Below are 23,559 nucleotides of genomic sequence, written 5' to 3' on the forward strand. Positions count from 1 at the left end.
TTTCGACTTTGACCTTGTCCCTTAAGTTGTTTTTCGACCAACTTCACCATCATCTACCCAGAAATCTCCGTGTTCTTTTATTCGTCTTCTAACCGATTTTTCGGAAATTCCCATATACTCGGTTAATGCTTTTATAGTTACTTTTTCATCAATTCCACATGCTTCATATGCTACTTCCAAAGCTTCCAGTTGTTCTTTTTTTCTATCTGCTGGACTCTTTTTCTTGGTGAAATTCTTCTTCCAAGCAGGTGCATCACCTTCTGGCTGAATATCTTTCAAGATTCCTGTATCATCAACTTTATGCACTGGATACTGGAACCACATATTAACTGGCGCAAACTTTGGATACTCACGCAATGTACCTTCCACTCGCCAAGCTGAGCGGACACGAATACTTTCGACAACTCTTGTAATCTCCGATTCTACTTGTTCCAGTCGTTCAGGAGTTAACACTCGTTTAGCATGTGTATTCATTTGCGATACGCTCTGTTGGTCATCGATTCCAACATGTTCGTCGAAGTAATCATAATTAACTAGCTTTATGTGATTTGCGTAGATGGAAGCAGCTGCTGCACCTTCCTGTTGCTTAATTAAATCGTCTGTAAGATCTAACTCAACCAAGTCGATTAAAGCGTCAGGGTCACGTGCAAACACTCCTGAACCACTTGCTCTATCCATTGATTTCTTTCCGCCTTGTGTACCTTTAGAGTGATGATGACAATAGATAACACTTGAACCTAATTCAGTAGCTATTTTGTCAAACTGATTCGTAAAATGTGCCATCTGATCCGCGCTGTTTTCATCACCTGTCAGCACCTTATAAATAGGGTCAATGATAACCGCGATATATCCCCTCTTTTGCGCTCTACGAATTAATTTTGGAGCTAGCTTGTCCATTGGAACGGACTTACCACGCAAGTTCCAAATGTCTAAATTATCAATGTTGTTTGGTCTTAATCCTAATGCACGATATACATCCTTAAATCGGTGTAAGGCACTGGCTCTATCCAATTCTAGGTTTACGTATAAGACTTTTCCTTGGGTACATTGCCATCCTAGCCATTTAGTTCCTTCTGCGATAGCTATGGACAATTCAATCAATGCGAATGACTTACCTGCTTTCGAAGGTCCAGCCATCAACATTTTATGTCCTTGTCTTAGTACTCCTTCGATTAATGGAGGAGCCAACTCAGGCATGTCGTCCCAAAATTCCGTTAAGGTTTCCATATCAGGAAGATCATCATTTAAATCTTCAATCCATTCGTGCCATTCATCCCAATCTGCTTTTCCGATATTGGTATCAATAATAAATTGTTTTTTACCATTCCGGACTATACCAGGAAGACGACTTAAACGAGATGGATTTCTATTTTGGGTATCGATATTTAAGCCGTTTTTCTTACAAACATTAAATAAGTAATCTACTCGCTTTCGATACTCTTCATAATTTGGAGCATCAATTCGAACGATTGCATGAATACTTCTTCTACCACTGTGAACCATGATGGCTATCGGCAATTCTAACTCGCGATAAATTGCATTTTGTTTCTCGATTTCCATGTTGTCAGATTCAACTAATGCGTATCTAAAATCGGATACATTCGCATTTTTAACACCTTTACCATCCAATGGGTTAAATCGAATCCAGGCTCCTGCTTCTTCTTTGTAATCGCCAAGGACACTTCCTATATCTCCATCGCATTTATTTAATGCTTCGATTAATTGGCCAGCTGTACGATCATAAGCACCAGAAGTTGGCTTATAAATAATTTCTCCTGTTTTTTCATCGATGATTTGATATGTTTCTGTTACGTATCCGACATTATCAGTAGATTGAAATAAAGTTTCTAAATAACGAGTGATTTCACGTACTGGATTCCATTCAGTTGGCTCACTGATTTCTTGTCCTTCAATCCAGTTCTTATCGACAACAACATAATCATCATTACCTGAAATTTCATCGTTCCAATCTAACTCATGATCTTCTTTCTGTGACGAACGCGGTTCCCAGCCATTATCTTTGGCCATCTGTGTAATTGTAGCTCCTGTTACACCTGAGCCCTCAAATGAAGTCCATTTTTTGAAGCATTCACCGGGATGGTAACGTGCTCCATCCCGTTTGCTCCACTCGTCCCAGTCGCTTGCTGTATATCCTTCATGTTTAAGTGCCATCCCTACATTTAGCCATTCTTGATAATCAAGAAAAGCAGGATCCACGTATTCTAATAATGCGAGTAGATTCAATTTACGTTCCAAGTGATTCACCAACTTCCTCTTGCAGCATGTATGTTAATTTCATCGGATAGCGACTTTAAACCATATGTCCGTGTTTTTTCATAACAGCAACAATTTCATCAATATAAGGCTCATCAACATTGATAATGATGTAGCTATTATAAGCATTTTTACCATCATTTTTTCTTCCGATTTCTACACTGGTAAGTACGTCATCTAAGGTTTCATTCAATAATTCAATCTGATTTTTTGTAGCATATTTTTTAATATCTCTTTCGTTTAAGACTGTATATCTTCTTTCTCTACCCTCTAAAACAGTCCCATCAAAAGCTGATTCTGGCATTTTCATTTCCTCCTTTTGGTTACTTCGATACCTTTACGTCTACAACTTGTCCTCTTAGCCCGAATGTGTTGTTAATGTGTTCAATTAGCTGTTTGTGTGAAATGGATGCTTTACCAGTTGTGAATTCTTTATACATACGTTTGCTCATTACATAAGTCATTTTTGAACCTCTCCTATTTCAAAATTTATCTATTATGCCTCACGATATTCTTTTGGATTTATTCCGGCAGGAATTTTCCAACCATTAGCTGCAATACGGTCAATCAATTTCTTGGCCGTTTCAAATTGCCATGTGCCTACGTGTTCGAATCCTCTTTGCTCTAAGAAACGAATTTGTTTTGGTGTCGTTAGGCCTTGTTCACGTCTTCTATCTAAACGTTCCAATAGTTTAGTAGCTTTACCAGCGTTATCGATTTCATCAGGAAGGATTCCAAGCTTTTCTAAAGTGTTGATTTGTTTCTCACTAGGCGGTCCCATTTCCCAACCAAAGGACGGAACATAACTTGAAAGGTCCTCTGCTTGGATACTCATTTCAAATTGGAGAGGATCCACTAACTTACGCTTCCTACGTTTCATTTCTGCCAGTTGTTTAGCAAGTGCTTCTTCACGTTGAGCGATTACATCTTCAGCTGCTTGTTTTTCTACAGCTTCTAAATCCAGTGCAACACCAGCCTCTTCAATCTGCTTAGTCATTGCTTTGGCCACTTCTTCATTCTCTGCAATTAGGTGTGCTGGATGACAAAGTTCGTGGCGTTCTGTATGCCAAAGAAAATCGAGTAACAATAATTCAGTTTTTCCAGGATGAAGTCGGGTACCGCGCCCAACCATCTGGCTGTATAAGCTTCTTACTTTTGTTGGTCTAAGGACTACTACACAATCGACTGATGGGCAATCCCATCCTTCTGTTAATAACATTGAGTTACATAAAACGTTGTATTTATCTTTGTCAAAGTCTTCTAAAACCTTTGCTCGGTCTTTTGAATCTCCGTTGACCTCTGCTGATTTAAAGCCTTTATCATTTAAAATTTCCGTAAATTTTTGGCTTGTTTTCACTAAGGGAAGAAAGACTACTATCTTTCTATCTTTGGCGACTCTCCACATTTCGTCCGCGATTGATTCAAGGTAAGGATCTAATGCTGTACCTAAATCACTCGTTTTGAAATCCCCAGCCTGTTGACCAACTGTGGATAAGTCTAATGTCAAAGGAATGGTTAATGCTTTAATTGGACTTAAGTATCCTGCTTTGATTGCTTTAGGTAAGGTATATTCAAAAGCTAAGCTTTCAAAATATGCGCCAAGGTTCCGCATATCCCCCCTGTCAGGAGTAGCTGTTACACCTAATACATTTGCAGATTCAAAGTAATTCAATACACGTTGATAGCTATCCGATATACAGTGATGTGCTTCATCGATAATGATGGTATCGAAGAAATCCTTGTCGAACTTCATTAACCGACTTTCTCGCATCATTGTTTGAACACTACCGACAACTACACGGTACCAACTACCTATTGAGGTCTGCTCTGCTTTTTCTGTTGCACATTTTAAACCTGTGCTTTTCTCCAATTTATCAGCTGCTTGATCTAATAATTCGCCTCGGTGGGCAAGGACGAGAACACGCTCGCCCTTTTTTACCCGGTCTTCAATGACTTTTGAAAAAACAATTGTCTTTCCGCATCCAGTAGGTAAGACCAGTAATGTTTTTTTAATACCCTGTTCCCATTCTTTTTGAATGGATTCACGAGCAGTTTGTTGATAGTCTCTAAGTTTCATTGGTTACCTCCTAAAATTGCCCTGGCGCCCATCCGCCTTGTTGATTACCTGTAGGGAATGGCGATTGCTGCATATTAGGCTGCTGTTGCATTGGTTGTTGTGGCTGTTGTTGATAGCTTTGATTTAGCTGTTGCTGTGGTTGCATCGGTTGTTGATATCCCTGCATTGGTTGCTGAGCACCGCCACTATGCTTTAAATAATCTTCATAAGGATAAAATGTTTCAATTTGGTTATTAACTCGTTCTTCACCTTTGGATTTATATTTATTTTGAATAACTTTGCATCTACCCTTTGCTCCGGTTACCAAATTCCAATTCATTTTTAATCTTTCGCCCGGTTTCTTTTGTCCAATTCCAGTGAAGAAATTAGATAAGAAACCTTCCGTTTTGGTGTGCAACATTAGATTATGAAATATAGTTACATTACCATGTTCTGAACTGTGGATTGTCAAAGTTAATTTAGCTTGATTACAAGGTGGCATTTTTTCACTACCTTGGAATCTGCCTCGTTCAAATTTTTCCACCGTAAAGTTATAATCTCCAGCTGGCAATAAGACAAAACTGCCACCTTCCTTTTCTATCTCATCATCCCAACCTAATTCGCGTTCAATTTCTTGACTCATTTGTATTTCCTCCTATGTGATAAATTTTTAATTGAATGGTAGAGTTTTTCTAAACTCTTGTACCATGCCGAAAACTTGTGTCCACGCTCCTACAAGAACGCCTTCAATAAAACCTTTGTCATAATTAGAAATGGGTGTTCCCATCGGGTAATAACCTTTTTGACTAACCACAACTTGAATTTCTTCCTCAGATACTCCATTCTGTAGCATTAAGTCACGCAGCGATGCCGGAATAGCTGGATCAATGTTTACCACAGTTGGTTGTGGTGCGGATTGTTGATGCTCAACTTGCGTTGGCTGAGTTGGTTGTTGTATAGGCGCTTGTTGTGGTTCCTGCATAACCGGTGTTGGTGTCGGTGTTGTTGGAGCCACATTCATCTGTGCTTGCGATTGTCCGTTAAAAATATGAGCAATATATGCGTAATCTAAAGGAAACTCATCAGGTAGCCCGTGACGGTTTTTAGCATCCCATGCAGGATGATGAGTAGCAAAAATTGTACGTACCCCACCTTGCCCTTTATGCTTTTTGCCTTTATCATCAACAGCGACGCTATACGTCTTGTAATTAATGAATAACACCATGTCTGCCCACTCTTTTACCAATGGTGCAGTTTGTGAACTTGTCTTCTTCCCAAGCTTTAACTGATAACGATCATAGGAGCCCATTTCGTCTGGCTGTTCGAATTTAACAATCTGACTATGTGCGGTCAAAACAACGTTGATTCCTGCTTCAACTACATCACTTAACTTATTTAGGAATCTTCCCAACTCTTCTTTCACATAGACGTATCCATTTCCGTAACCAAAATCCTCTACACCTTTTTTGTTATGTGAAGCACAAACGAATTCAGTACATTGCATCTCAGCCCAATCGATTGTATCGATGATAAGTGTTTTGAATCTTCCTACTTGCCCTTTCACCCATTCAACTTGTTGATTTAATTCAGTCCAACTAGATGGCTTTTTCAAACGGTCAACCAATAACTCTGTAGTTGAACCCTCTGTATCTATGAAAATAGGATTAGGAAATTGTGCAGCAAGAGATGATTTTCCAATTCCCTCAGGACCATACAAAACGACTTTTTTTGCTTTCTCAATTTTTCCGCTGATAACCTCCATTAGAATTCACCTGCTTTCCAAGTTTTAGTTTCAACAACTGGTGGCTGTTGTGGTGTTTGGAATGGTACGTTCTCCTGTCCAGCAACATAGCCATCCTCAATTATGATGGAGCATTCTTCACCTGTGCTTACTCGAGTTGCAATTGCCTGTAAACCTTCTTGCTCTAACCATTGACCGAACTCATTTAAAGTATCTATATCCATCTGCTCTAACTTGTCCAGAAGGATAAAACCGCAGTTAGGCTTTAATTTACGAACAATGGCTGTGGATACTCGTAATTGGTCAGCTCCACTCATGTTGTCCCATTTCTGACCGTTGTATATGAGATCCCCATCTTCAACAGATAATCCTTCAAGCGGTAAATCAGCATTAGAGAGCAAGTCTGTCTTTTGCTTACGAACCTCTTCGATAGCTGTAGAAAGCTTTTCATACTGTGCTCGATATTCATTTGCATCAGTTTCCGCTTTATCCTTATCGAGATTTGCACGGACTTTTCTATTAATTTCATCAATCTGTTGGATATTTGCTTCTAATTGCTCTGTAGATTCATCGATTAATTCCAATGCATCTTTCTGAGCAATTGCTAAATCTTCACCAGTTTGCATATAAGCCTCTTTTAATTGGATCAATTGAGCTTCAAGCCTGGCAATTTCTTGACCTTGACTTTCTCGTAGAGCTTGTAATTGCGAAAGGTTTTGACGCTTCCTTTGGTTCTCTCCGTTTCTAGCCAAGATTTCTTGTTGTTGTTTAATTAAATCCGAAGCTGAAATAGGTTCCTTTGGTGCATCAGGATAGTATGGTTGCTCTTTAGCAAACTTTGCTTTTTGGTCAGCGATTTGCCCGATTGTGCGACGCTGATTATAAATTTCTTGTTCTTGTCTTTCCAATTCAAAAAGCTTGTCCCCTACACCAATAATTCGAAGAAGAATGTTTGCTTTTTCCTTACTAGTCGAATTCATGAACTTAGGTAAATCGATGGCTAATTCCTCGACAAAACTGTTTAGTAACTGTTGCCCTGCTTTCTGGCCATTCGGATCAATTACTTTGAGTTCACTATTTTTTCCTTTGCGTTCAACAATCAATCCATTCGACAATACAAGGTGTATATACGGTGGGATAACACTACCTTCACGTTCGGCTTTACTTGGACGATATTTGTTACCCCCAAGAGCCCAGGCGATGGTGTCCAGCACACTAGTTTTACCTTGATTATTTTTACCGCCAATTAAATTCAATCCAGTAGGTGTAAAATCAACTTTTACAGCCTTAACACGTTTTACATTTTCTATTTCAAGTTTGTTGATTTTAATCAATGGTTTCTCCTCCCTTCGCCTAGGCAATGATAGTGATTCTTCCTGAATCGATTTCTTCATATAATTCTTCTTTTAAATACTCTCGGATGTTTACAATCGCTTGATTTCTCCAAGCTCCGCCATCAGCTTCAAAAATCGCACCCAATGGACCTTTTTTCATGCGGAAAATGAAATCACTAGCCGGTTGTTCTACCTCTAAGAAGGTACGATATGGTGCTAATCTAACAGGATTAGGTACTAAAACATCATCAGCTGAAGCAACTCCTGTTTTAATTGTGACCGCTTGGGAGATTCCGTTATCTCCAGTCTCACGAACATTTTCTTCTTTGATGTTACCTACAACTTTCAATATCAAATCCCGATCATGTGTCTGAGTAAATTTTGATTGAAAAGCAATGATAAGTTCTTCTGTGTCAAGAAAATGACCGTAACTAAATCTAGGTACAATAGCATTGGCAACAACGAGTGTTTCCCTATCTCCATTCCTATCAAGAACCCCTTTTAGGTACACTGTTCTTTCATCAAATACTTGCAAGTAAAATTTCGAATTAACTCGCTCAACATTTGCTTTTAGGTATTCAACTAAACCAGTAAGTGTATTAACAAGAAGTGGCTCATTTGCACGAATCAATAATGGTTTAATCTCTTTAGAATTCCCTTCACAATCGGTCACGAAATTGCGTTCATTCCCTTCGGAATCCTCGATAGTCACGAATCGGTCATGTGGCATAACTGACAGGTCTAATAAGTATTTAATTGCTTCTTTTATCATTTTTATTTACCCTCTCTCCGCTTGTAGATTAATTACATTTTTTCTATTCATTTCACGCTCAATTACATCGATTGGTACACCTACATCCGACTTTTGAGTTAAATCATCCGGATCTAAATAGGTTTGACCTGGTACACTGGACTTAAGTTCTTTTGCTTCAATCTTTCCATTGGTTAGGTTTTTACCTGTTAGCACAGTCATGGAAACATCCTTCACATTTGCCAACTTTATAGATATATTGCTATTAACCTTCACAGTCTGACGATTTTCATCAGGCACAAACTCCAATTTTATTGTGACAGTACGTTTGTCCTCAGCCTTCGTGTTAGGGTCGTGGATATTTTCAAATACCTTTTTTAATTCACCATCCAACTTTTCTTGGATAGCTCCATTAGCTAAAGCACTTAATGGTAAATCAATTGTTTTCGGTGCCATTTAAGGAATAACCCCTTTCGTGTTATAATGATTTTGAGATTTGTTATTTTGGGCCCATCAGTTGCAGCTGGTGGGTCATGTTATTTTCATTTCTCCTGAAGCTACATCTCTAAGGTTGGTATCCGTCCAGCAAATTGGACAACATACATCCGATTGGTCTTCATAAGCTTGTTCGACTGCAAAAGTCACTGAACAATCACTACATTCGTATACATGAAACAAATGAACATTTGATTTTCTATTCCTTCTTGATGGCCATTTAGAAGGTGCTAGTTTGCGTTGTTCACTTATTAGTTGTTGAATACGTCTTTCACTTACTCCAAACTGATAAGCAATCACTGAAATTTTTTCACCTTTAATAAATTTTGAATGGATCTCATTAATATCCACTTTATTCACCCCTTTCTAATATCTCCTTGGCCATTTATCAGGGTCATTTTTCCGTTCTAATGTGATGAATTTTTGAACAGTAGCATAACTTAACCCAACCGATTCAGCGATTTCCTTTAGTGGATCTCCGCTAATAAACATTTGGTGGATTTTAGCTTCAGCCACATTGTTCAATATTTTAGTTCTGCCTTTCTTACACTTCATTTCCTTAATGGTTGCAAAATCAGTACCATTAGGCTTTTCTGTAGGCACAATTGGATGTTTAGCAATATAAGCTAGGCGCTCTTCCTCAGTCATATACCAAACGTGTACTTTCCCCAATTTCCACCCCTCCTTATACAACTTGATCAATCAAATCCTGATAAACCCTACGGTAAAATGCTGATAAAACATAATGCTTTCGGTTGTCATAAATTTCAATCAAACAAGCTACTTTCATAATTTCATTGAGCAATGATTTACGCTTGTCCACTTTGTCACCTACCTTTCTATGTATCTAGGAAATTACTAGTTCCACCAACTGCCAAAAGCGAAAACTAACATCAAAGTCGCAAACATTACCATGCCTAAAACTGGATAAACCTTTCCAAGCGACTTGTCGATTTCTTTCACTATGTTCACCTCCTTAAAGTTATTCATTAAATCGTTCCTCAAATTTCGCCAAGTGGTTAAAAAGAAATGAGGTAATTAACCTCCAATTTGTTCGAACTACGATGTAATATCACTTATGCACTTTAGCACTATTAATAACGCCCAAATACCAAATACCCATCGTTCGAACGTATTTAAATATTTTAACAAGCTACATTCACTCCTTCGTATTTTCTTTCTAATACCAAGTACCATTTGCTGAATAATGCCACCAGTCGCCATTATCATAGTGGACATTTAAACAATTTTCTTTTATGTTTTTTTCAACCTTTACAATATTGGAGAGTGTATATTTCTTTCTCTTCTCTAAACCCATGCTACGATTGTGAGCTGCATAAACTTTCAAGAGTAACAAATACTCATTTACGTTTAAGTGTTTGGCTACTGGAAACTTTTCCTGTGCCACTTTTCTCACCATCCTTTAAGATACTTTTTGCATTTCAATCCATTTCATTAAATCCTCTCTTAGCACACGTTTTGAAATCCCAATCTCAATGCATGGAATTCCCCCGTTTGCAGGGGACAACTTTAATAGTTCATACACACGTCTACGTGATATATGAAGATAACTTGCGATATGAGAGGCAGTCATAATCTCCGGGTATTCTTCCAACGTTTTTTCCTTCATTCGTTACACCCTTTCCTGTTTTATTAACCTGCTGATTTAATGAGTTCGAACAACGATTTGGGAATTATTTCTTTAGCTGCAGCTAATCTAAATTGGTTTACATCTATTTCAAGAATTTCAGCCAAGGCTATGTTTATCTCGTCTCTAGCCGGTGGAAGTTTTCCATTCTGAAGCTTGCTGAGGACTGATTTATCCAAACAGATATCTTTTTTGGCTAGACGGAAGGATACTTGGGTAAGTGAGATCCCCTTCTTTTCAATCGCTCTTCTTAACAAAGTATGATATTTCATTTTTGCACCTCCTTCTCTGGACCTGTGTGACTGTTTGTTCTACTGTTGATTATTTAGTCACTATTTATATTTATCATGTTATAACCAACGTTTTCCAAAGTCAATGACTAAATAATCATTTATTTATAAAAACGTTGATTAAAAAGTCAACAATATGTTAAAATTATCAATAGTTATCAAATATGGAGGCGGAAAAGTTATGAATTATCCAGAGTTAATTGATTTATACATTAATCGGAGCGGAATGAGTTTATCTGAAATAGCGGAGAAAATGAAAAAAGAAAAAGGTGTCAAGGTAGATAGAACTTATATATCTAAACTACGGAAAGATCCAAAATATGCAGCGTCAGAAGAAGTAAATCAAGCTTTCGCAGAGATTACTGGGGGAGATCCTCTACGCTTGGTATGGGCAGGTCTTATTTACGGTTCCCATCCAAGTGTCAGAGATATCCTTATGCTTATTGATGATGAAGTAATAATTAAAGCTATGGCACTTATGAAAAAATACCCAGGGTATTTCCATATGACCGATGAAGAACAAGAAGAGTTAGAGAATGCACCTGATGTAATTGATTTCTGGGCATCCATCGGAAATTTTATGGATAAGCAGAAACAAACAGCCGCTCATCAAAAGGAGAAACATGATATTGTTGCTGAAAACTCTATGCCATACAGTCTTGAATCAATGTTAAAAATCCCAGTCCTCGGGAGTATCCAGGCAGGACAACCTATTGAAATGATTGAGAGTTTGGCAGAATACACATTAGTCGACCCTAATGTTTTGCGAGGGAAAGAAGGATTTGCTCTTAGGGTCAAAGGCGACAGCATGATTGGAGATCGGATACACGATGGTGATGTTGTCGTAGTTGCGAAACAAGAAGAAGTTCATCCGCATGAAATTGCAGTTGTAGCTATAAATGGTGATCATGCTACTTTAAAAAGAGTAAAACGTCACGGTCATATGTGTATGCTAATTCCATCAAACCCATCAATGGAACCACAGCTTATTCCCGCTAAGGATGTTCATATCCTAGGAAAAGTAGTTGAAGTTAAATTTTGGCCAAAGTAAAGGAGGATTTATTATGAAAGGACATTTTTATAAACCGCATTGTAAATGCGTTGATTCTAAAGGCGAAAGCAAGAAAACCAAAAAATGCTCTTGTGGCGCCAAATGGTCTTACATCATTGACGTAGGTACCGATCCGAAAACAGGAAAAAGAAAACAGAAAAAGAAAGGCGGCTTCAACACCAAAACGGAGGCTCAGGAAGCTGCAGCTCTTTTATTTGCTGAACTAACGCAAGGAACTTATGTGGAAGAAAAAAACATCAAATTTGAAGAATTCGCTTATGAGTGGCTAGAAATCTATAGAACATCAGGCAAGCCGAAAAAACCAGGCACTATTCGTATTCGAAAACATGAAATTCAGCGTTTATTGGATTATTTTGCGAAATTAAAATTAAAAGATATCACCCGTAAAAAGTATCAGGATGCTTTAAATGACTTAAAAAAACGAGGTTTTGCTGATAATACGATGGATGGTGCGCATCGTACTGGACGGATGATTTTTAAGAAAGCCATAGAGATGGAATTGATTAAAAAAGACCCTACTGAGTTTGCTTATGTACCAAAAACAGCCAAATCCATAGAGGAGTTAGAAAAAGAAGATGAGCTACCAAAATACATGGAAAAGGAGGAGCTCTCAAAATTCTTGCAAACAGCGAAAGGAAAAGGATTAGAAAGAGATTATCCAATTTTTATGTTATTAGCCTATACGGGAATGCGTGTGGGAGAACTTTGCGCGTTAAAGTGGAAAGACATTGATTTTGATGAAGGGTCAATTTCAATTACAAAGACTCTTTATAATCCAACGAACAACATTAGGAAGTATCAACTGGTGCCTCCTAAAACACAATCAGCTAAACGGACGATTGATGTGGATTCAAAAGTTCTAGCTTTACTTAAAAAGCTCCAAGCTGAACAAAATAAGGTCCGTATGAGACTTCGTAAACAGTACCACGATGAGGATTTTGTGTTTGCAAAAATGGATGAAACTAATCCTGGTTATCCAGAGTTAGTAAAGACTATTGAGAATCGTATGAAGCGTTTATTAAAGATTGCAGGACTTAACCGAAACAAGCCCGATAACAAAGCTACGTTAATCCCATCTGAAGGACAAAATGCTGAAACGATTACTCGAGAGTTAACACCCCACTCTCTGAGACATACTCATACTACATTACTTGCTGAAGCTGGATTAAGTTTACCAGAAATCATGGAACGTCTCGGACATAAAGATGATGATACTACAAAACACGTTTATCTACATGTTACTAAGAGCATGAAAAAAGAGGCTTCCCGCAAGTTTGCTCAACTCATGGAAAACCTCTAATTTTTTTGTTACCCTATGTTACCCATTTGTTACCCTTTGGGTAACTACATGTTGCGGAATGTTGATATAAAAGGGTTTTAAAACCCTAATTACATCATGCCGCCCATTCCACCCATGCCGCCCATGTCAGGCATTGCAGGAGCATCTTTTTCTGGTAGGTCAGCAATTACTGCTTCAGTTGTTAAGAACATAGCTGAAACAGATGCTGCGTTTTGAAGTGCAGAACGAGTTACCTTAGTTGGGTCAACGATACCAGCGTCGATCATGTTTACCCACTCACCAGTCGCTGCGTTGAAGCCAATTCCGATTTCTTCGTTTTTCAAGCGTTCAACAACTACAGATCCTTCAAGACCAGCGTTGTGAGCGATTTGACGTACTGGCTCTTCCAATGCACGAAGAACGATGTTTACACCAGTTGCTTCGTCTCCAGCTAATTCGATAGCAGCTACTTTGTTATATACGTTCACAAGTGCTGTACCACCACCTGAAACGATACCTTCTTCAACTGCTGCACGAGTTGCGTTAAGAGCATCTTCAATGCGAAGCTTGCGTTCTTTTAACTCAGTTTCAGTAGCAGCACCAACTTTGATTACTGCAACTCCACCAGCTAATTTAGCTAGGCGCTCTTGTAATTTTTCTTTGTCAAATTCAGAAGTAGTTTCTTCCATTTGAACACGGATATTGTTAACGCGAGATGCAATCTTATCAGACTCACCAGCACCTTCAACGATTGTTGTATTTTCTTTTGTTACAACAATCTTAGAAGCGCGACCTAATTGAGTGATGTCAGCAGATTTAAGGTCTAAACCTAAATCTTCAGTGATAACTTGACCACCAGTTAGGATTGCGATATCTTCTAGCATTGCTTTACGACGGTCACCAAATCCAGGAGCTTTAACAGCTACTGCATTGAATGTACCACGAAGTTTGTTCACAACTAGAGTTGCAAGAGCTTCACCTTCAACATCTTCAGCGATTAGTAATAATGGCTTACCTTGTTGAACAACTTGCTCTAATACTGGTAGGATTTCTTGAATGCTAGAAATCTTTTTATCCGTAATTAATACATATGGATTTTCAAGAACTGCTTCCATTTTATCAGAATCAGTTACCATGTATGGAGAAGCATATCCACGGTCAAATTGCATACCTTCTACTACTTCTAGTTCAGTAGAGAAGCCTTTAGATTCTTCAATTGTGATAACACCGTCGTTACCAACGCGCTCCATAGCTTCAGCGATCAATTGGCCAACTTCTTTGTCATCTGAAGAAATAGCAGCAACTTGTGCGATAGACTCTTTACCTTCAATTGGTTTAGAGATAGCTTTTAATTCTTCAACAGCTGTAGTTACAGCTTTTTCAATACCTCTACGCACTACCATTGGGTTTGCACCAGCTGTAACGTTCTTTAACCCTTCGCGAATCATTGCTTGAGCTAGAACAGTTGCAGTAGTTGTACCGTCACCAGCAACATCATTTGTTTTGCTAGCAACTTCAGCTACTAGTTTAGCACCCATGTTTTCGAATGCATCTTCTAGTTCGATTTCTTTTGCAATTGTTACACCATCATTTGTGATAAGTGGTGAACCAAATTTTTTCTCAAGAACCACGTTACGACCTTTTGGTCCTAATGTTACTTTTACAGCATTTGCTAATGCATCAACACCACGTAGCATTGCGCGACGAGCATCTTCACTAAATTTAATTTCTTTTGCCATAATTAAGCCCTCCTCAATATAATCAAATGCGCCTTGGCGTATTTGCGCCCGATTTTTTTCGAGCAAGCTCGAAAAGTTTCCTTTGAAAAATCGTGGCATCCGCCGGAGGCATTTAACTTTATCCAGGCTTTTTCTGAATAAAGTTAATGAATCTTATGATATAAAATGCTGCTTTTTATTAACCAATAACAGCTAAAATGTCACTTTCACGTAAAATTAAGTATTCAGTACCTTCGTATTTCACTTCAGTACCAGCATATTTTGAGAAGATAATGCGATCACCAACCGCAACCTCTAAAGCTACCTTTTCACCACTGTCTAGAACACGACCTGTACCAACAGCAACTACTTTACCTTCTTGAGGCTTTTCCTTTGCAGAATCTGGTAATACGATTCCGCTTGCAGTTTTTTCCTCTGATTCAACTAGTTCAATAACAACGCGATCACCTAATGGCTTTAACAAGTGAAACGACCTCCTCAAATAATTTAAATATTAGTTTCGTCTTCTTATTAGCACTCAAACCACCTGAGTGCTAACACAATTATTATATTAAATAATCTCTAGCCATTTTGCAAGTCATTTGATATAGAAATTTGGAAAAAAGATTCATTTTCACATGCATAATTTGTCCACCCTACCTATCCTATGTTACAAACAGGAAAAATAAACCAACAATTTATTTTCTTTCAATGAAATTTCGAATTTGCATTATACTAAAGGAAAGAAATGAATATATGTTACAATACAAAAGGTGGACAATTTTCAATCATTCCGTCTATAAAAAGGAGATTTTCATGAAAGCTAGATATTGGTATGTCATATTAACGTACATCGTCATGCAGTTCTCTGGGATTTTAGGGATTCCGCTTTTACTATCTTTAGGTGTTGGAAAAAACTTAGATCCAGCCACTGCTACAAATACAATTATTGCACTTTGGACTGTTATTAGTTTTGTCGCTGCACTTCCGATTGTTTTATTTTTATTAAGGCAAGATATGAGAGAGAGACATCAGAACTTACGACGTTCCTCTAAAGGTGAGGCAATTGGATGGGCGATTGCAGGTATTTTTATGGCCATGACAGCCCAGGTGGTTGCGGCAAATATTGAAATTCATTTATTTGGCATTGAGCCAGGCTCTGAGAACACCCAAGAAATTTTGACACTGGTAAAATCTTTGCCATTGCTAGTCATTGTTGTTTCGGTGATTGGTCCAATTCTTGAAGAGATTATTTTCCGCCAAATTATCTTTGGTTCTTTATATAAAAAATTCAACTTTTTCATCTCTGGCTTAATTAGTTCATTAATTTTTGCGGTTGTACATATGGATTTCACTCATATCCTTATCTATACGGCAATGGGCTTTACCTTTGCATTCCTCTATGTACAAACAAAACGAATTATTGTACCAATTTTTGCACATGTGGCGATGAATACTTTTGTTGTAGTGGTACAGACAGTTTTTGCAGATGATATAGAAAGGATCATGAAGCAAGCCGAGAAGCTGCAACAGACATTTATTGGAGGCTTTTAATTTTATGCGAAGAACTTCACCTTTTGCCTTGGGCATCATTTACGCATTAATGGGAATTTTATTTACTTATATTGCAATTAATAGTGCAACGGAGACAGTCTGGAACTTTTCCACAATCCTTCTAGCCGTTGTCGCAACCTTCGACTTTGGTGTGGCAATCAGAATGTTTACCCTGCACTTCAAAATAAAAAAAGTGACAAAGGAAAAAAAATAACCTCCATCCGGAGGTTATTTCTATTTTCTGGACTTTTGTTTATTCCATACTATTTGCTGCCATCATTTCCGCTTTGAGTACCTTTCTGTAGGCACTTCTTGATACAAGAATACTGATTTCATATAATCCGAATAACGGCACAGTAACCATTAAATGAGAGATTATTTCAGGAGGCGTAATTAGCCCTCCAATTACTAATAGAATAAAATACGCATATTTTCGTATTTTCGATAAGAACATCGGTGTGACAATACCGAGTCTTGTGAGAAACATGACGACTACCGGCAATTGAAACAAAAAGCCAAACGGTAAGGTCAACTGTAACAGGAATTGAAAATACTCATTAATCCCGATTACCTGGTTAATATCAAGGCGGGCTGCTAACCTCGTCATAAAATTCACAACAAATGGGAATAGAATAAAGTAGGAAAATGACACCCCTACTAAAAATAAGACTACTGAAATCGGAATATAACTCAAGGTTACCTTTCTTTCCTTTTCATACAAACCTGGACTGATGAACGCCCATAGCTGATAGAGTAAAAAAGGAGAGGAGATAACGAGCGCAATGATAAAAGCAAATTGCATATAAATTTTAATTGGATCTGTCATACGGAAAGCATTCATTGTCAGTTCTTTTGCTTCCTCCGCATTTTGCAAGTAAAGAATGACCGGCTCTGCGAGAAAAAAGCTTCCTAATGCAACAATGAAGAAGAAAACGACTACATAAATCAGTCGTTTTCGTAGCTCACCAATATGATCGTAGACGGACATTTCTTTTTCGTTCATATGACTCATCCTATCATTACTTCACATCAGGAGTTTCATTCTTTTTTACATCATCATCGTCATCATCTGCTAAACCTTTTGTTGCGTTTTTGAATTCACGCAAAGTATTACCTGCTGCTCTTCCTAATTGAGGTAACTTCTTCGGTCCAAAAATAAGTAACGCTGCAAATACAATCAATAGGATACTACCAAATCCAAGACTTCCCACAGTAAGTCACCTCCCAACAAGTGTAAAATATATTTCTATTCTTCATTCGAATAATGCTTTAAAAAGTAAACAAGTGCTTGTAATTCAACAGCTAAGTCAATATGGTGAACACGTATATGTTCAGGCACATTGATTCTTGCTGGTGTGAAATTAAGGATACCTTTGATCCCCTTATTTACGAGGCGATCCGTAATCGCCTGTGCTGCGCCAACGGGAACTGTTAAAATAGCAACCGTGACATCATCAGGCAATTCTTTTTCAAGATCATCTAAATGGTATACCTTGACTCCACCAATACTACTACCTACCTTATTATAATCCACATCAAACGCAAGCTCAATTTTTGTATTATTATTTTTTGAGAAATTATAATGTAAAAATGCGGTACCTAAATTACCGACACCTATTAACGTAACCTTTGTTAATTCATCCTGATCAAGGGTCTTACTAAAAAAGGATAATAAATAATTCACATTATAGCCATACCCTTTTTTTCCCAATGCCCCAAAATAGGAAAAATCTCGCCTAATCGTGGCGGAATCAACCTTGACCGCATCACTTAGCTCTGCAGACGATACCCTCTGCTTCCCCGAGGCATGCAGGTTTTTTAAAAACCGATAATAAAGTGGCAGCCTTTTGGCAGTTGCTTGTGGTATTTTTGACTGTTCCAAATTCATGTTTATTCCCCCGCTACTGGCCTTTTAAAATCACCGTTTTTTCCACCTGTTTTTTCAGCTAAATAGGTTGGCCCAATCACCATCCCTTTATCAACTGCTTTACACATATCATATACAGTTAACGCACAAACCGATGCGGCCGTAAGGGCTTCCATCTCTACGCCGGTACTACCCTTTGTTTTAACTGATACGGTAATATGTAAAATATAATCATCTTGGGTCGTCCAATTAAAGCTGATATCGACGCCCTTTAATGCTAACGGATGGCACATCGGAATTAACTCTGATGTTTTTTTAGCTGCCATAATACCGGCAACCTGAGAAACAGCAAGAACATCTCCCTTGCTAACCTCATTATTTATGATTTGCTCATAAATCAATTTATTTACAGTAATACTTGATTTTGCAATCGCTGTACGAACAGTATCAGATTTCTCTGTAATGTCGACCATTCTTGCACGACCCTGCTCATTAAAATGGGTAAATGATGACATATATCGAACCCTCCCATAAACTATACACTATTTTACCACATCTGTCTTTGTAACATCTGTGAACATTATCATTGCAGTTGCTCTATTAAGATAATATAAGATACACTGTTGTTAGAAACAAGAGGTGAAATAGCATGATTTTACTACAAGTAAATCAGCTCAAAAAATATTTTGCTGCTGATCTTATTTTATCCAATATAAAATTAGAAGTACAAACTCGCGACCGCATTGCCATTGTTGGTCGAAATGGTGCCGGAAAATCGACTCTATTAAAAATTATTGCAGGACAGATGTCACATGATGGCGGTGAAATCATTAAGCCGAAAAGTGTCACAATCGATTATCTCGCACAGGACACTGGACTTGAATCAACGCTTACCATTTGGCAAGAAATGCTTACCGTCTTTGCACCCTTACAGAAACTAGAAAAAGACTTACGAAACCTTGAAGTAAAAATGGGGGACCCCTCCGTTTTTGAAAATCCAGCTGACTATCAAAAACTCCTTGAAGAATACGATCAGCTCCAGGTCGACTTTAAAGAACAGGGTGGCTATCAATATGAAGCTGATATTCGTTCCATTCTACACGGGTTTCATTTTACAGAAGAATACTACGAAACAAAAATATCTAGCTTGAGCGGTGGTCAAAAGACACGCCTAGCCCTTTGTAAATTATTACTTTCCAAGCCTGATTTATTGATTCTGGACGAGCCGACAAACCACCTCGATATCAGCACGCTTACCTGGCTTGAACAATATCTCCAAGGCTATCCAGGAGCGCTCTTAATCGTATCCCATGACCGTTACTTCCTTGATAAAGTAGTCAACCAGGTCTATGAAATTTCAAGACACACAAGCACGAAATATGTCGGAAACTACAGCAACTATTTAAAATTAAAGGCTGAAAACTATGAACTTGATTTGAAAAGATATGAAAAACAACAGGAAGAAGTCGAAAAACTAAAAGACTTCATCGCGAAAAACCTAGTCAGAGCTTCAACAACGAAACGCGCTCAAAGTAGACGAAAACAGCTTGATCGAATGGAGCTTATGGACAGACCATCGGGTGATGAAAAATCTGCTTCCTTCCGTTTCGAAATTGAAAGACAAAGTGGAAATGATGTGTTAAGTGCAAAAGACATCTCTGTTTCCTATGAAAAAGACAAGCCTATTATCAAAAATATCAATTTCAATATTTATCGTGAAGATAGTATTGCGTTAGTGGGACCTAACGGGATCGGGAAATCGACCCTGCTAAAAGCCGTTATCGATAAGCTTGAGCATGTCGATGGAACGATTCGTTTCGGTTCACATGTAACGATTGGCTACTATGACCAACAACAAGCAGACCTCACCTCAAATAAACGGGTGTTAAACGAATTATGGGATGAATATCCGCTTAAACCTGAAAAAGAAATCCGTACAGTTCTTGGAAATTTCCTATTTTCAGGGGATGATGTGTTAAAAACCGTGTCTACACTAAGTGGTGGCGAAAAAGCGAGACTCGCTCTTGCAAAGCTGATGATGGAAAAGTCGAACTTCCTTATTCTTGACGAGCCAACAAACCATCTTGATCTTGATAGTAAGGAAGTACTTGAAAATGCGCTAATTGATTATCCTGGGACCATCCTTTTTGTCTCTCATGACCGATACTTTATTAACCGGATTGCAACGAAGGTTTTTGAGTTATCGCCAGAAGGACTCACAGAGTACCTCGGTGATTATGACTATTACCTTGAAAAAAAATTCGAAATGGAAGAATTGGCGAAACTTGAAACGCAAGAGAAAAAAGCGGATAAACGAGAAGTGGTTCAAGAAAAAACGTCCTATGAACAAGAAAAGGAATTAAAGAAGCTAGAACGCCAACGTAAGCGGAGAATTGAAGAAATTGAATTGGAGATATCCTCTCTTGAAGAAAAAACGGAAGAAAATGAACAGCTTCTTTGTGATCCTGAAGTTTACCAAAATCATGAGGAAGTTCAACGCATTAATGAAGAGAACGAGATAATCTCAGCTAAGCTTGAAGCCCTAATGGAAGAATGGGAATCCCTTCACGAAATAAGTGGTTAGACCTTTTCACCTATCTGCAAAAAATAAGTTATCCCCATCTAAACGAAGAGTTTGGATGGGGATTTTTTAATTCTTTTTCCACAATAATCAAGTTATACACCGACTTATCCACATTATTCACATCCATCAACAGGGTTATCCACATAAAATGTCCACAATTGCATATTAGTTATTTCAGTGTATTTTTCTAGTTTTCCACATAACCTGTGAGTTTGTGGATAATTTATCAACAAAAAATCCTCTTATCTAAAGAGGACTTTTTGACTACTTTTCAATATCTAACCCAGGATTTGCATTTAATGCATATGATGAACGTTTCCCTTTTTCATACAAGACACTGCCAACTGCCGCAATCATTGCCGCATTGTCTGTACAAAGCGAAAGTGGCGGAATAATGAGCTTCACTTCTGGCTTTTCCAAAAATGCTTCCTCTAAAGCTGCTCGCAATCCTTTGTTTGCCGCAACTCCCCCAGCTAATAAAACTTGTTTAACTTGATACTGTTTCGCTGCCTTTACTGTTTTTGTCACTAATACATCAATGACACTTTCCTGGAAGCTTGCTGCTAGATTCTTTGGATCAATCTTTTCCCCACGCTGCTCCGCATTGTGGAGAGCATTTATGACAGCTGATTTTAACCCACTAAAACTAAAATCGTATGAATCCTCTTCTAGCCATGCTCTTGGTAAATCAATCGTCGCTGTTCCCTCATGCGCAAGACGATCAATATGAGGCCCACCTGGATAAGGAAGACTAAGTGTTCTTGCCACCTTATCATACGCCTCTCCAGCAGCATCATCCCTTGTTTCCCCGATGACCTTAAAGGATGCATGCTCCTCCATATATACAAGCTCCGTATGTCCACCAGACACAACCAACGCTAATAATGGAAACTCGAGCTCCTCCACTAAGCGGTTTGCGTAAATATGACCCGCAATATGATGAACTCCTAGAAGGGGAATATCGTGGGCAAATGCTACTGCTTTTGCCGCATTAACCCCTATTAGTAAAGCACCTACTAAGCCAGGTCCTTCTGTTACAGCAATTCCATCAATATCCTCAAAAGCCACATCAGCCTGCTTCAACGCTTCTTCAATCACAAGTGTGATCGCCTCAACATGATGTCTTGATGCTATTTCTGGCACAACCCCACCGAAGCGTTTATGGCTTTCAATTTGAGATGCTACCACATTTGATAAAATTTCCCGCCCGTTTTTGACAATCGAAACAGCCGTTTCATCACAGCTTGTTTCAATTCCCATAATTAATTGATTATCACTCATTTAAATTCACCCACATTACTAGTGCATCTTCATTATTGTCCGTATAGTAATTTTTTCGAATTCCACCAGGCTTAAAGCCTAGCTTTTTATAGAGATTTTGGGCAATATGATTGGACACTCTCACCTCAAGCGTCATCGAAACTGCCTGATGCTGCATCGCTAAAAGCTTAGCCTGCATTAATAATGCTTCCCCAAGCTTTTTTCCACGATATTCTGGCAGCACTGCAATATTGGTAATATGACATTCATCTAAAATAAGCCACATCCCACAATACCCAATAACTTGGCCGTTATCAGTCATCACAATATACTTGGCAAACTGATTATGAACTAATTCATTATAAAATGCTTCTCTCTTCCAAGGGACGGTAAATGCTGATGTCTCAACCTTCATGACATCATCAATATCATTTAACGTCATGAAACGAAACAGTATCTGTTGATTAATGGTATCTTCCATGCTTACCCCTGCCTCTTCCCTAACCAATTCGCCTCGGCTTCAGCTAAGCGAATATAATTTGGCACAAATGTATGAACATCCACTGGCTCTTTCTTCAACCCTAACTCTGCTAACTCACTTGGTCTTGGGTTCCAATCCGTGTATGGTGCAACATATGCAAGTTGACCTAAATCTGTTTCCATCTGTTCCTTGTGGATAACCAAATCATTGCCAATAAAAAGAACCGGTGTTTCTTTCTTTTTAAGCTCCTCAAGCCAATCTGATAATAAAATAATTTTATCTTCTTCCACACAAGTCAGCGTCTTGCCTTCATATTGATAAAGACCTGTATATACTTGGCCCCTTCTTGCATCAAATAGAGGAGAAATAAAGCCATTAAAATACCTGCCGTTGGCTGCTACCACTTCTAAACTTGATACTCCTACCAACGGAATTCGTAAGGACCATGCCAATGTTTTGGCAATTGTGACTCCAATTCTCACCCCTGTGTATGAACCAGGTCCCATCGCCACTACAACTTTATCGAGCTCCTTAGGCTTTATGTCACATTCCTTCATTAACTGTTCAATAGTTGGCATTACCCGGACAGAATGGTTTTTTGGTAGATTTGTAATGACCTCGCCAATCACTTTTTCTTCATCAATAATCGCGACTCCTAATACATAATTGGACGTATCTATTGCTAAAACCTTCATTCGCCAAATAACTCCTCACATAAAAGTTGATACCTTTCCCCGATTGGTATCACCGTAATCTTACGCTTTGTATCTCCTTGATGTTCAATTCTGATGGTGATCCGATCCTTTGGGAGCCGATCTTCGATAAGATGTGCCCACTCAACAACAGTCACACCATCACCCTCAAAATATTCATCAAATCCGAGATCCTCATCACTATGTTCTAAACGATACACATCCATATGATACAAAGGAACTCTCCCATGGTATTCCTTAATAATTGTAAACGTCGGACTATTCACCGTTCTCGTAATTCCAAGTCCTTTTGCCAAGCCTTTTGTAAAAGTAGTCTTCCCTGCACCTAAATCACCTTCAAGCGTTATGACATCACCAGGTCCAAGCTTCTCAGCCAGGCTATCTGAAAAATTCTCCGTCGCTTCGGCTGTATTCGATATAAACTCATATTTCTCCATATATT

Annotated in this window: 30 protein-coding genes; 5 read left to right on the forward strand and 25 right to left on the reverse strand. The window is 38.4% G+C overall.

The window, feature by feature from the left end:
* Window positions 1-21: 21 nt before the first annotated feature.
* From ABC371_RS03650 to ABC371_RS03720, 15 genes are all read right to left on the reverse strand, one after another.
* Window positions 22-2,265 carry an AAA family ATPase gene (locus ABC371_RS03650; protein ID WP_412895627.1) on the reverse strand — a complete coding sequence of 748 codons (2,244 nt, stop codon included), beginning with the start codon at window positions 2,263-2,265 and terminating at the stop codon, window positions 22-24.
* Window positions 2,266-2,311: 46 nt separating this feature from the next.
* Window positions 2,312-2,578, reverse strand: coding sequence for a hypothetical protein (locus ABC371_RS03655; protein ID WP_412895628.1), 267 nt, complete (start codon window positions 2,576-2,578; stop codon window positions 2,312-2,314).
* Between the two features lie 19 nt (window positions 2,579-2,597).
* Window positions 2,598-2,738: a hypothetical protein gene (locus ABC371_RS03660; protein ID WP_412895629.1), complete on the reverse strand. Its 141-nt coding sequence runs from the start codon at window positions 2,736-2,738 to the stop codon at window positions 2,598-2,600.
* Window positions 2,739-2,770: 32 nt separating this feature from the next.
* Window positions 2,771-4,351 carry a DEAD/DEAH box helicase gene (locus ABC371_RS03665; RefSeq protein ID WP_412895630.1) on the reverse strand — a complete coding sequence of 527 codons (1,581 nt, stop codon included), beginning with the start codon at window positions 4,349-4,351 and terminating at the stop codon, window positions 2,771-2,773.
* 10 nt (window positions 4,352-4,361) lie between these two features.
* On the reverse strand, window positions 4,362-4,973 hold the full coding sequence (locus tag ABC371_RS03670) for a hypothetical protein (protein ID WP_412895631.1): 612 nt from the start codon (window positions 4,971-4,973) through the stop codon (window positions 4,362-4,364).
* Between the two features lie 27 nt (window positions 4,974-5,000).
* Window positions 5,001-6,092, reverse strand: coding sequence for an ATP-binding protein (locus tag ABC371_RS03675; RefSeq protein ID WP_412895632.1), 1,092 nt, complete (start codon window positions 6,090-6,092; stop codon window positions 5,001-5,003).
* The gene (locus tag ABC371_RS03680; RefSeq protein ID WP_412895633.1) at window positions 6,092-7,405 is read right to left on the reverse strand and encodes an AAA family ATPase; all 1,314 of its coding nucleotides are present in this window, start codon (window positions 7,403-7,405) and stop codon (window positions 6,092-6,094) included. Before ABC371_RS03680 ends, ABC371_RS03675 begins: the two co-directional genes overlap by 1 nt.
* 19 nt (window positions 7,406-7,424) lie before the next feature.
* The gene (locus tag ABC371_RS03685; protein ID WP_412895634.1) at window positions 7,425-8,177 is read right to left on the reverse strand and encodes a hypothetical protein; all 753 of its coding nucleotides are present in this window, start codon (window positions 8,175-8,177) and stop codon (window positions 7,425-7,427) included.
* 6 nt (window positions 8,178-8,183) lie between these two features.
* Window positions 8,184-8,612: a replication terminator protein gene (locus ABC371_RS03690; protein WP_412895635.1), complete on the reverse strand. Its 429-nt coding sequence runs from the start codon at window positions 8,610-8,612 to the stop codon at window positions 8,184-8,186.
* A gap of 75 nt (window positions 8,613-8,687) precedes the next feature.
* Window positions 8,688-9,002 carry a hypothetical protein gene (locus ABC371_RS03695; protein WP_412895636.1) on the reverse strand — a complete coding sequence of 105 codons (315 nt, stop codon included), beginning with the start codon at window positions 9,000-9,002 and terminating at the stop codon, window positions 8,688-8,690.
* 15 nt (window positions 9,003-9,017) lie between these two features.
* Window positions 9,018-9,323 (reverse strand): hypothetical protein, encoded by a 306-nt coding sequence (locus ABC371_RS03700; protein WP_412895637.1) that lies wholly within the window; start codon window positions 9,321-9,323, stop codon window positions 9,018-9,020.
* A 13-nt stretch (window positions 9,324-9,336) separates the two neighbouring features.
* On the reverse strand, window positions 9,337-9,474 hold the full coding sequence (locus ABC371_RS03705) for a hypothetical protein (protein WP_412895638.1): 138 nt from the start codon (window positions 9,472-9,474) through the stop codon (window positions 9,337-9,339).
* Between the two features lie 357 nt (window positions 9,475-9,831).
* Window positions 9,832-10,059: a hypothetical protein gene (locus tag ABC371_RS03710; protein WP_412895639.1), complete on the reverse strand. Its 228-nt coding sequence runs from the start codon at window positions 10,057-10,059 to the stop codon at window positions 9,832-9,834.
* 15 nt (window positions 10,060-10,074) lie between these two features.
* Window positions 10,075-10,281, reverse strand: coding sequence for a helix-turn-helix domain-containing protein (locus tag ABC371_RS03715; protein WP_412895640.1), 207 nt, complete (start codon window positions 10,279-10,281; stop codon window positions 10,075-10,077).
* A 23-nt stretch (window positions 10,282-10,304) separates the two neighbouring features.
* Window positions 10,305-10,571, reverse strand: a complete 267-nt coding sequence (locus tag ABC371_RS03720; protein WP_412895641.1) for a helix-turn-helix domain-containing protein — start codon at window positions 10,569-10,571, stop codon at window positions 10,305-10,307.
* Window positions 10,572-10,770: 199 nt separating this feature from the next.
* Between ABC371_RS03720 and ABC371_RS03725 the strand changes: the two genes are divergently transcribed.
* Together ABC371_RS03725 and ABC371_RS03730 are read left to right on the forward strand one after the other, a co-directional pair.
* On the forward strand, window positions 10,771-11,640 hold the full coding sequence (locus ABC371_RS03725) for a S24 family peptidase (RefSeq protein WP_412895642.1): 870 nt from the start codon (window positions 10,771-10,773) through the stop codon (window positions 11,638-11,640).
* 13 nt (window positions 11,641-11,653) lie between these two features.
* A complete protein-coding gene (locus tag ABC371_RS03730) occupies window positions 11,654-12,961 on the forward strand; it encodes a tyrosine-type recombinase/integrase (RefSeq protein WP_412895643.1) in 1,308 nt (435 codons plus the stop codon).
* A gap of 89 nt (window positions 12,962-13,050) precedes the next feature.
* Here ABC371_RS03730 and groL read toward each other — a convergent pair whose 3' ends face one another.
* Both groL and groES read right to left on the reverse strand, forming a co-directional pair.
* Window positions 13,051-14,679, reverse strand: coding sequence for a chaperonin GroEL (gene groL, locus ABC371_RS03735; protein WP_116354372.1), 1,629 nt, complete (start codon window positions 14,677-14,679; stop codon window positions 13,051-13,053).
* 178 nt (window positions 14,680-14,857) lie between these two features.
* Window positions 14,858-15,142: a co-chaperone GroES gene (gene groES / locus ABC371_RS03740; RefSeq protein ID WP_010285540.1), complete on the reverse strand. Its 285-nt coding sequence runs from the start codon at window positions 15,140-15,142 to the stop codon at window positions 14,858-14,860.
* A 332-nt stretch (window positions 15,143-15,474) separates the two neighbouring features.
* On the opposite strand from groES, the gene ABC371_RS03745 reads away from it, so the two are divergent.
* Window positions 15,475-16,212, forward strand: coding sequence for a CPBP family intramembrane glutamic endopeptidase (locus ABC371_RS03745; protein ID WP_116354373.1), 738 nt, complete (start codon window positions 15,475-15,477; stop codon window positions 16,210-16,212).
* Between the two features lie 4 nt (window positions 16,213-16,216).
* The gene (locus ABC371_RS03750; RefSeq protein ID WP_412895644.1) at window positions 16,217-16,426 is read left to right on the forward strand and encodes a YdiK family protein; all 210 of its coding nucleotides are present in this window, start codon (window positions 16,217-16,219) and stop codon (window positions 16,424-16,426) included.
* A gap of 39 nt (window positions 16,427-16,465) precedes the next feature.
* Here the strand turns inward: ABC371_RS03750 and tatC are convergent, their stop codons facing one another.
* From tatC to moaC, 4 genes are read right to left on the reverse strand one after another with little or no spacing between them, the layout of a single operon-like run.
* Window positions 16,466-17,215 carry a twin-arginine translocase subunit TatC gene (gene tatC, locus ABC371_RS03755; RefSeq protein ID WP_412895645.1) on the reverse strand — a complete coding sequence of 250 codons (750 nt, stop codon included), beginning with the start codon at window positions 17,213-17,215 and terminating at the stop codon, window positions 16,466-16,468.
* A 16-nt stretch (window positions 17,216-17,231) separates the two neighbouring features.
* Window positions 17,232-17,423 carry a twin-arginine translocase TatA/TatE family subunit gene (locus ABC371_RS03760; protein ID WP_136381625.1) on the reverse strand — a complete coding sequence of 64 codons (192 nt, stop codon included), beginning with the start codon at window positions 17,421-17,423 and terminating at the stop codon, window positions 17,232-17,234.
* 35 nt (window positions 17,424-17,458) lie between these two features.
* Window positions 17,459-18,100, reverse strand: a complete 642-nt coding sequence (locus tag ABC371_RS03765) for a redox-sensing transcriptional repressor Rex (protein WP_412895646.1) — start codon at window positions 18,098-18,100, stop codon at window positions 17,459-17,461.
* A gap of 2 nt (window positions 18,101-18,102) precedes the next feature.
* Entirely contained in the window at window positions 18,103-18,594 is a 492-nt protein-coding gene (gene moaC / locus ABC371_RS03770) for a cyclic pyranopterin monophosphate synthase MoaC (RefSeq protein WP_412895647.1), read from the reverse strand.
* A gap of 134 nt (window positions 18,595-18,728) precedes the next feature.
* Here moaC and ABC371_RS03775 point away from each other — a divergent pair, with 134 nt between their 5' ends.
* Window positions 18,729-20,663, forward strand: a complete 1,935-nt coding sequence (locus ABC371_RS03775) for an ABC transporter ATP-binding protein (protein WP_412895648.1) — start codon at window positions 18,729-18,731, stop codon at window positions 20,661-20,663.
* Window positions 20,664-20,927: 264 nt separating this feature from the next.
* Here ABC371_RS03775 and tsaD read toward each other — a convergent pair whose 3' ends face one another.
* The 4 genes from tsaD to tsaE are packed head-to-tail and all read right to left on the reverse strand — an operon-like array spanning window position 20,928 to window position 23,554.
* On the reverse strand, window positions 20,928-21,944 hold the full coding sequence (gene tsaD / locus ABC371_RS03780; protein WP_412895649.1) for a tRNA (adenosine(37)-N6)-threonylcarbamoyltransferase complex transferase subunit TsaD: 1,017 nt from the start codon (window positions 21,942-21,944) through the stop codon (window positions 20,928-20,930).
* Window positions 21,937-22,404 carry a ribosomal protein S18-alanine N-acetyltransferase gene (gene rimI, locus ABC371_RS03785; RefSeq protein WP_412895650.1) on the reverse strand — a complete coding sequence of 156 codons (468 nt, stop codon included), beginning with the start codon at window positions 22,402-22,404 and terminating at the stop codon, window positions 21,937-21,939. The genes tsaD and rimI overlap by 8 nt, the downstream gene beginning before the upstream one ends.
* 2 nt (window positions 22,405-22,406) lie before the next feature.
* On the reverse strand, window positions 22,407-23,099 hold the full coding sequence (gene tsaB / locus ABC371_RS03790) for a tRNA (adenosine(37)-N6)-threonylcarbamoyltransferase complex dimerization subunit type 1 TsaB (RefSeq protein WP_412895651.1): 693 nt from the start codon (window positions 23,097-23,099) through the stop codon (window positions 22,407-22,409).
* Complete coding sequence (tsaE, locus tag ABC371_RS03795; RefSeq protein WP_412895652.1) at window positions 23,096-23,554, reverse strand: tRNA (adenosine(37)-N6)-threonylcarbamoyltransferase complex ATPase subunit type 1 TsaE; 459 nt, start codon at window positions 23,552-23,554, stop codon at window positions 23,096-23,098. Before tsaE ends, tsaB begins: the two co-directional genes overlap by 4 nt.
* Window positions 23,555-23,559: the final 5 nt, after the last annotated feature.

Origin of the sequence: Bacillus jepli (genome assembly GCF_047238305.1) — a bacterium.
GTDB lineage: Bacteria > Bacillota > Bacilli > Bacillales > Bacillaceae_L > Ferdinandcohnia.

Excerpts from the sequence above, each read along its gene's own strand:
- ABC371_RS03655 (WP_412895628.1), bottom strand. The coding sequence starts at position 2,578 with ATGCCAGAATCAGCTTTTGATGGGACTGTTTTAGAGGGTAGAGAAAGA.
- ABC371_RS03660 (WP_412895629.1), bottom strand. The coding sequence starts at position 2,738 with ATGACTTATGTAATGAGCAAACGTATGTATAAAGAATTCACAACTGGT.
- ABC371_RS03665 (WP_412895630.1), bottom strand. The coding sequence starts at position 4,351 with ATGAAACTTAGAGACTATCAACAAACTGCTCGTGAATCCATTCAAAAA.
- ABC371_RS03670 (WP_412895631.1), bottom strand. The coding sequence starts at position 4,973 with ATGAGTCAAGAAATTGAACGCGAATTAGGTTGGGATGATGAGATAGAA.
- ABC371_RS03675 (WP_412895632.1), bottom strand. The coding sequence starts at position 6,092 with ATGGAGGTTATCAGCGGAAAAATTGAGAAAGCAAAAAAAGTCGTTTTG.
- ABC371_RS03685 (WP_412895634.1), bottom strand. The coding sequence starts at position 8,177 with ATGATAAAAGAAGCAATTAAATACTTATTAGACCTGTCAGTTATGCCA.
- ABC371_RS03690 (WP_412895635.1), bottom strand. The coding sequence starts at position 8,612 with ATGGCACCGAAAACAATTGATTTACCATTAAGTGCTTTAGCTAATGGA.
- ABC371_RS03715 (WP_412895640.1), bottom strand. The coding sequence starts at position 10,281 with ATGAAGGAAAAAACGTTGGAAGAATACCCGGAGATTATGACTGCCTCT.
- ABC371_RS03720 (WP_412895641.1), bottom strand. The coding sequence starts at position 10,571 with ATGAAATATCATACTTTGTTAAGAAGAGCGATTGAAAAGAAGGGGATC.
- ABC371_RS03725 (WP_412895642.1), top strand. The coding sequence starts at position 10,771 with ATGAATTATCCAGAGTTAATTGATTTATACATTAATCGGAGCGGAATG.
- ABC371_RS03730 (WP_412895643.1), top strand. The coding sequence starts at position 11,654 with ATGAAAGGACATTTTTATAAACCGCATTGTAAATGCGTTGATTCTAAA.
- groL (WP_116354372.1), bottom strand. The coding sequence starts at position 14,679 with ATGGCAAAAGAAATTAAATTTAGTGAAGATGCTCGTCGCGCAATGCTA.
- ABC371_RS03745 (WP_116354373.1), top strand. The coding sequence starts at position 15,475 with ATGAAAGCTAGATATTGGTATGTCATATTAACGTACATCGTCATGCAG.
- ABC371_RS03750 (WP_412895644.1), top strand. The coding sequence starts at position 16,217 with ATGCGAAGAACTTCACCTTTTGCCTTGGGCATCATTTACGCATTAATG.
- tatC (WP_412895645.1), bottom strand. The coding sequence starts at position 17,215 with ATGAACGAAAAAGAAATGTCCGTCTACGATCATATTGGTGAGCTACGA.
- ABC371_RS03765 (WP_412895646.1), bottom strand. The coding sequence starts at position 18,100 with ATGAATTTGGAACAGTCAAAAATACCACAAGCAACTGCCAAAAGGCTG.
- moaC (WP_412895647.1), bottom strand. The coding sequence starts at position 18,594 with ATGTCATCATTTACCCATTTTAATGAGCAGGGTCGTGCAAGAATGGTC.
- ABC371_RS03775 (WP_412895648.1), top strand. The coding sequence starts at position 18,729 with ATGATTTTACTACAAGTAAATCAGCTCAAAAAATATTTTGCTGCTGAT.
- tsaD (WP_412895649.1), bottom strand. The coding sequence starts at position 21,944 with ATGAGTGATAATCAATTAATTATGGGAATTGAAACAAGCTGTGATGAA.
- rimI (WP_412895650.1), bottom strand. The coding sequence starts at position 22,404 with ATGGAAGATACCATTAATCAACAGATACTGTTTCGTTTCATGACGTTA.
- tsaB (WP_412895651.1), bottom strand. The coding sequence starts at position 23,099 with ATGAAGGTTTTAGCAATAGATACGTCCAATTATGTATTAGGAGTCGCG.
- tsaE (WP_412895652.1), bottom strand. The coding sequence starts at position 23,554 with ATGGAGAAATATGAGTTTATATCGAATACAGCCGAAGCGACGGAGAAT.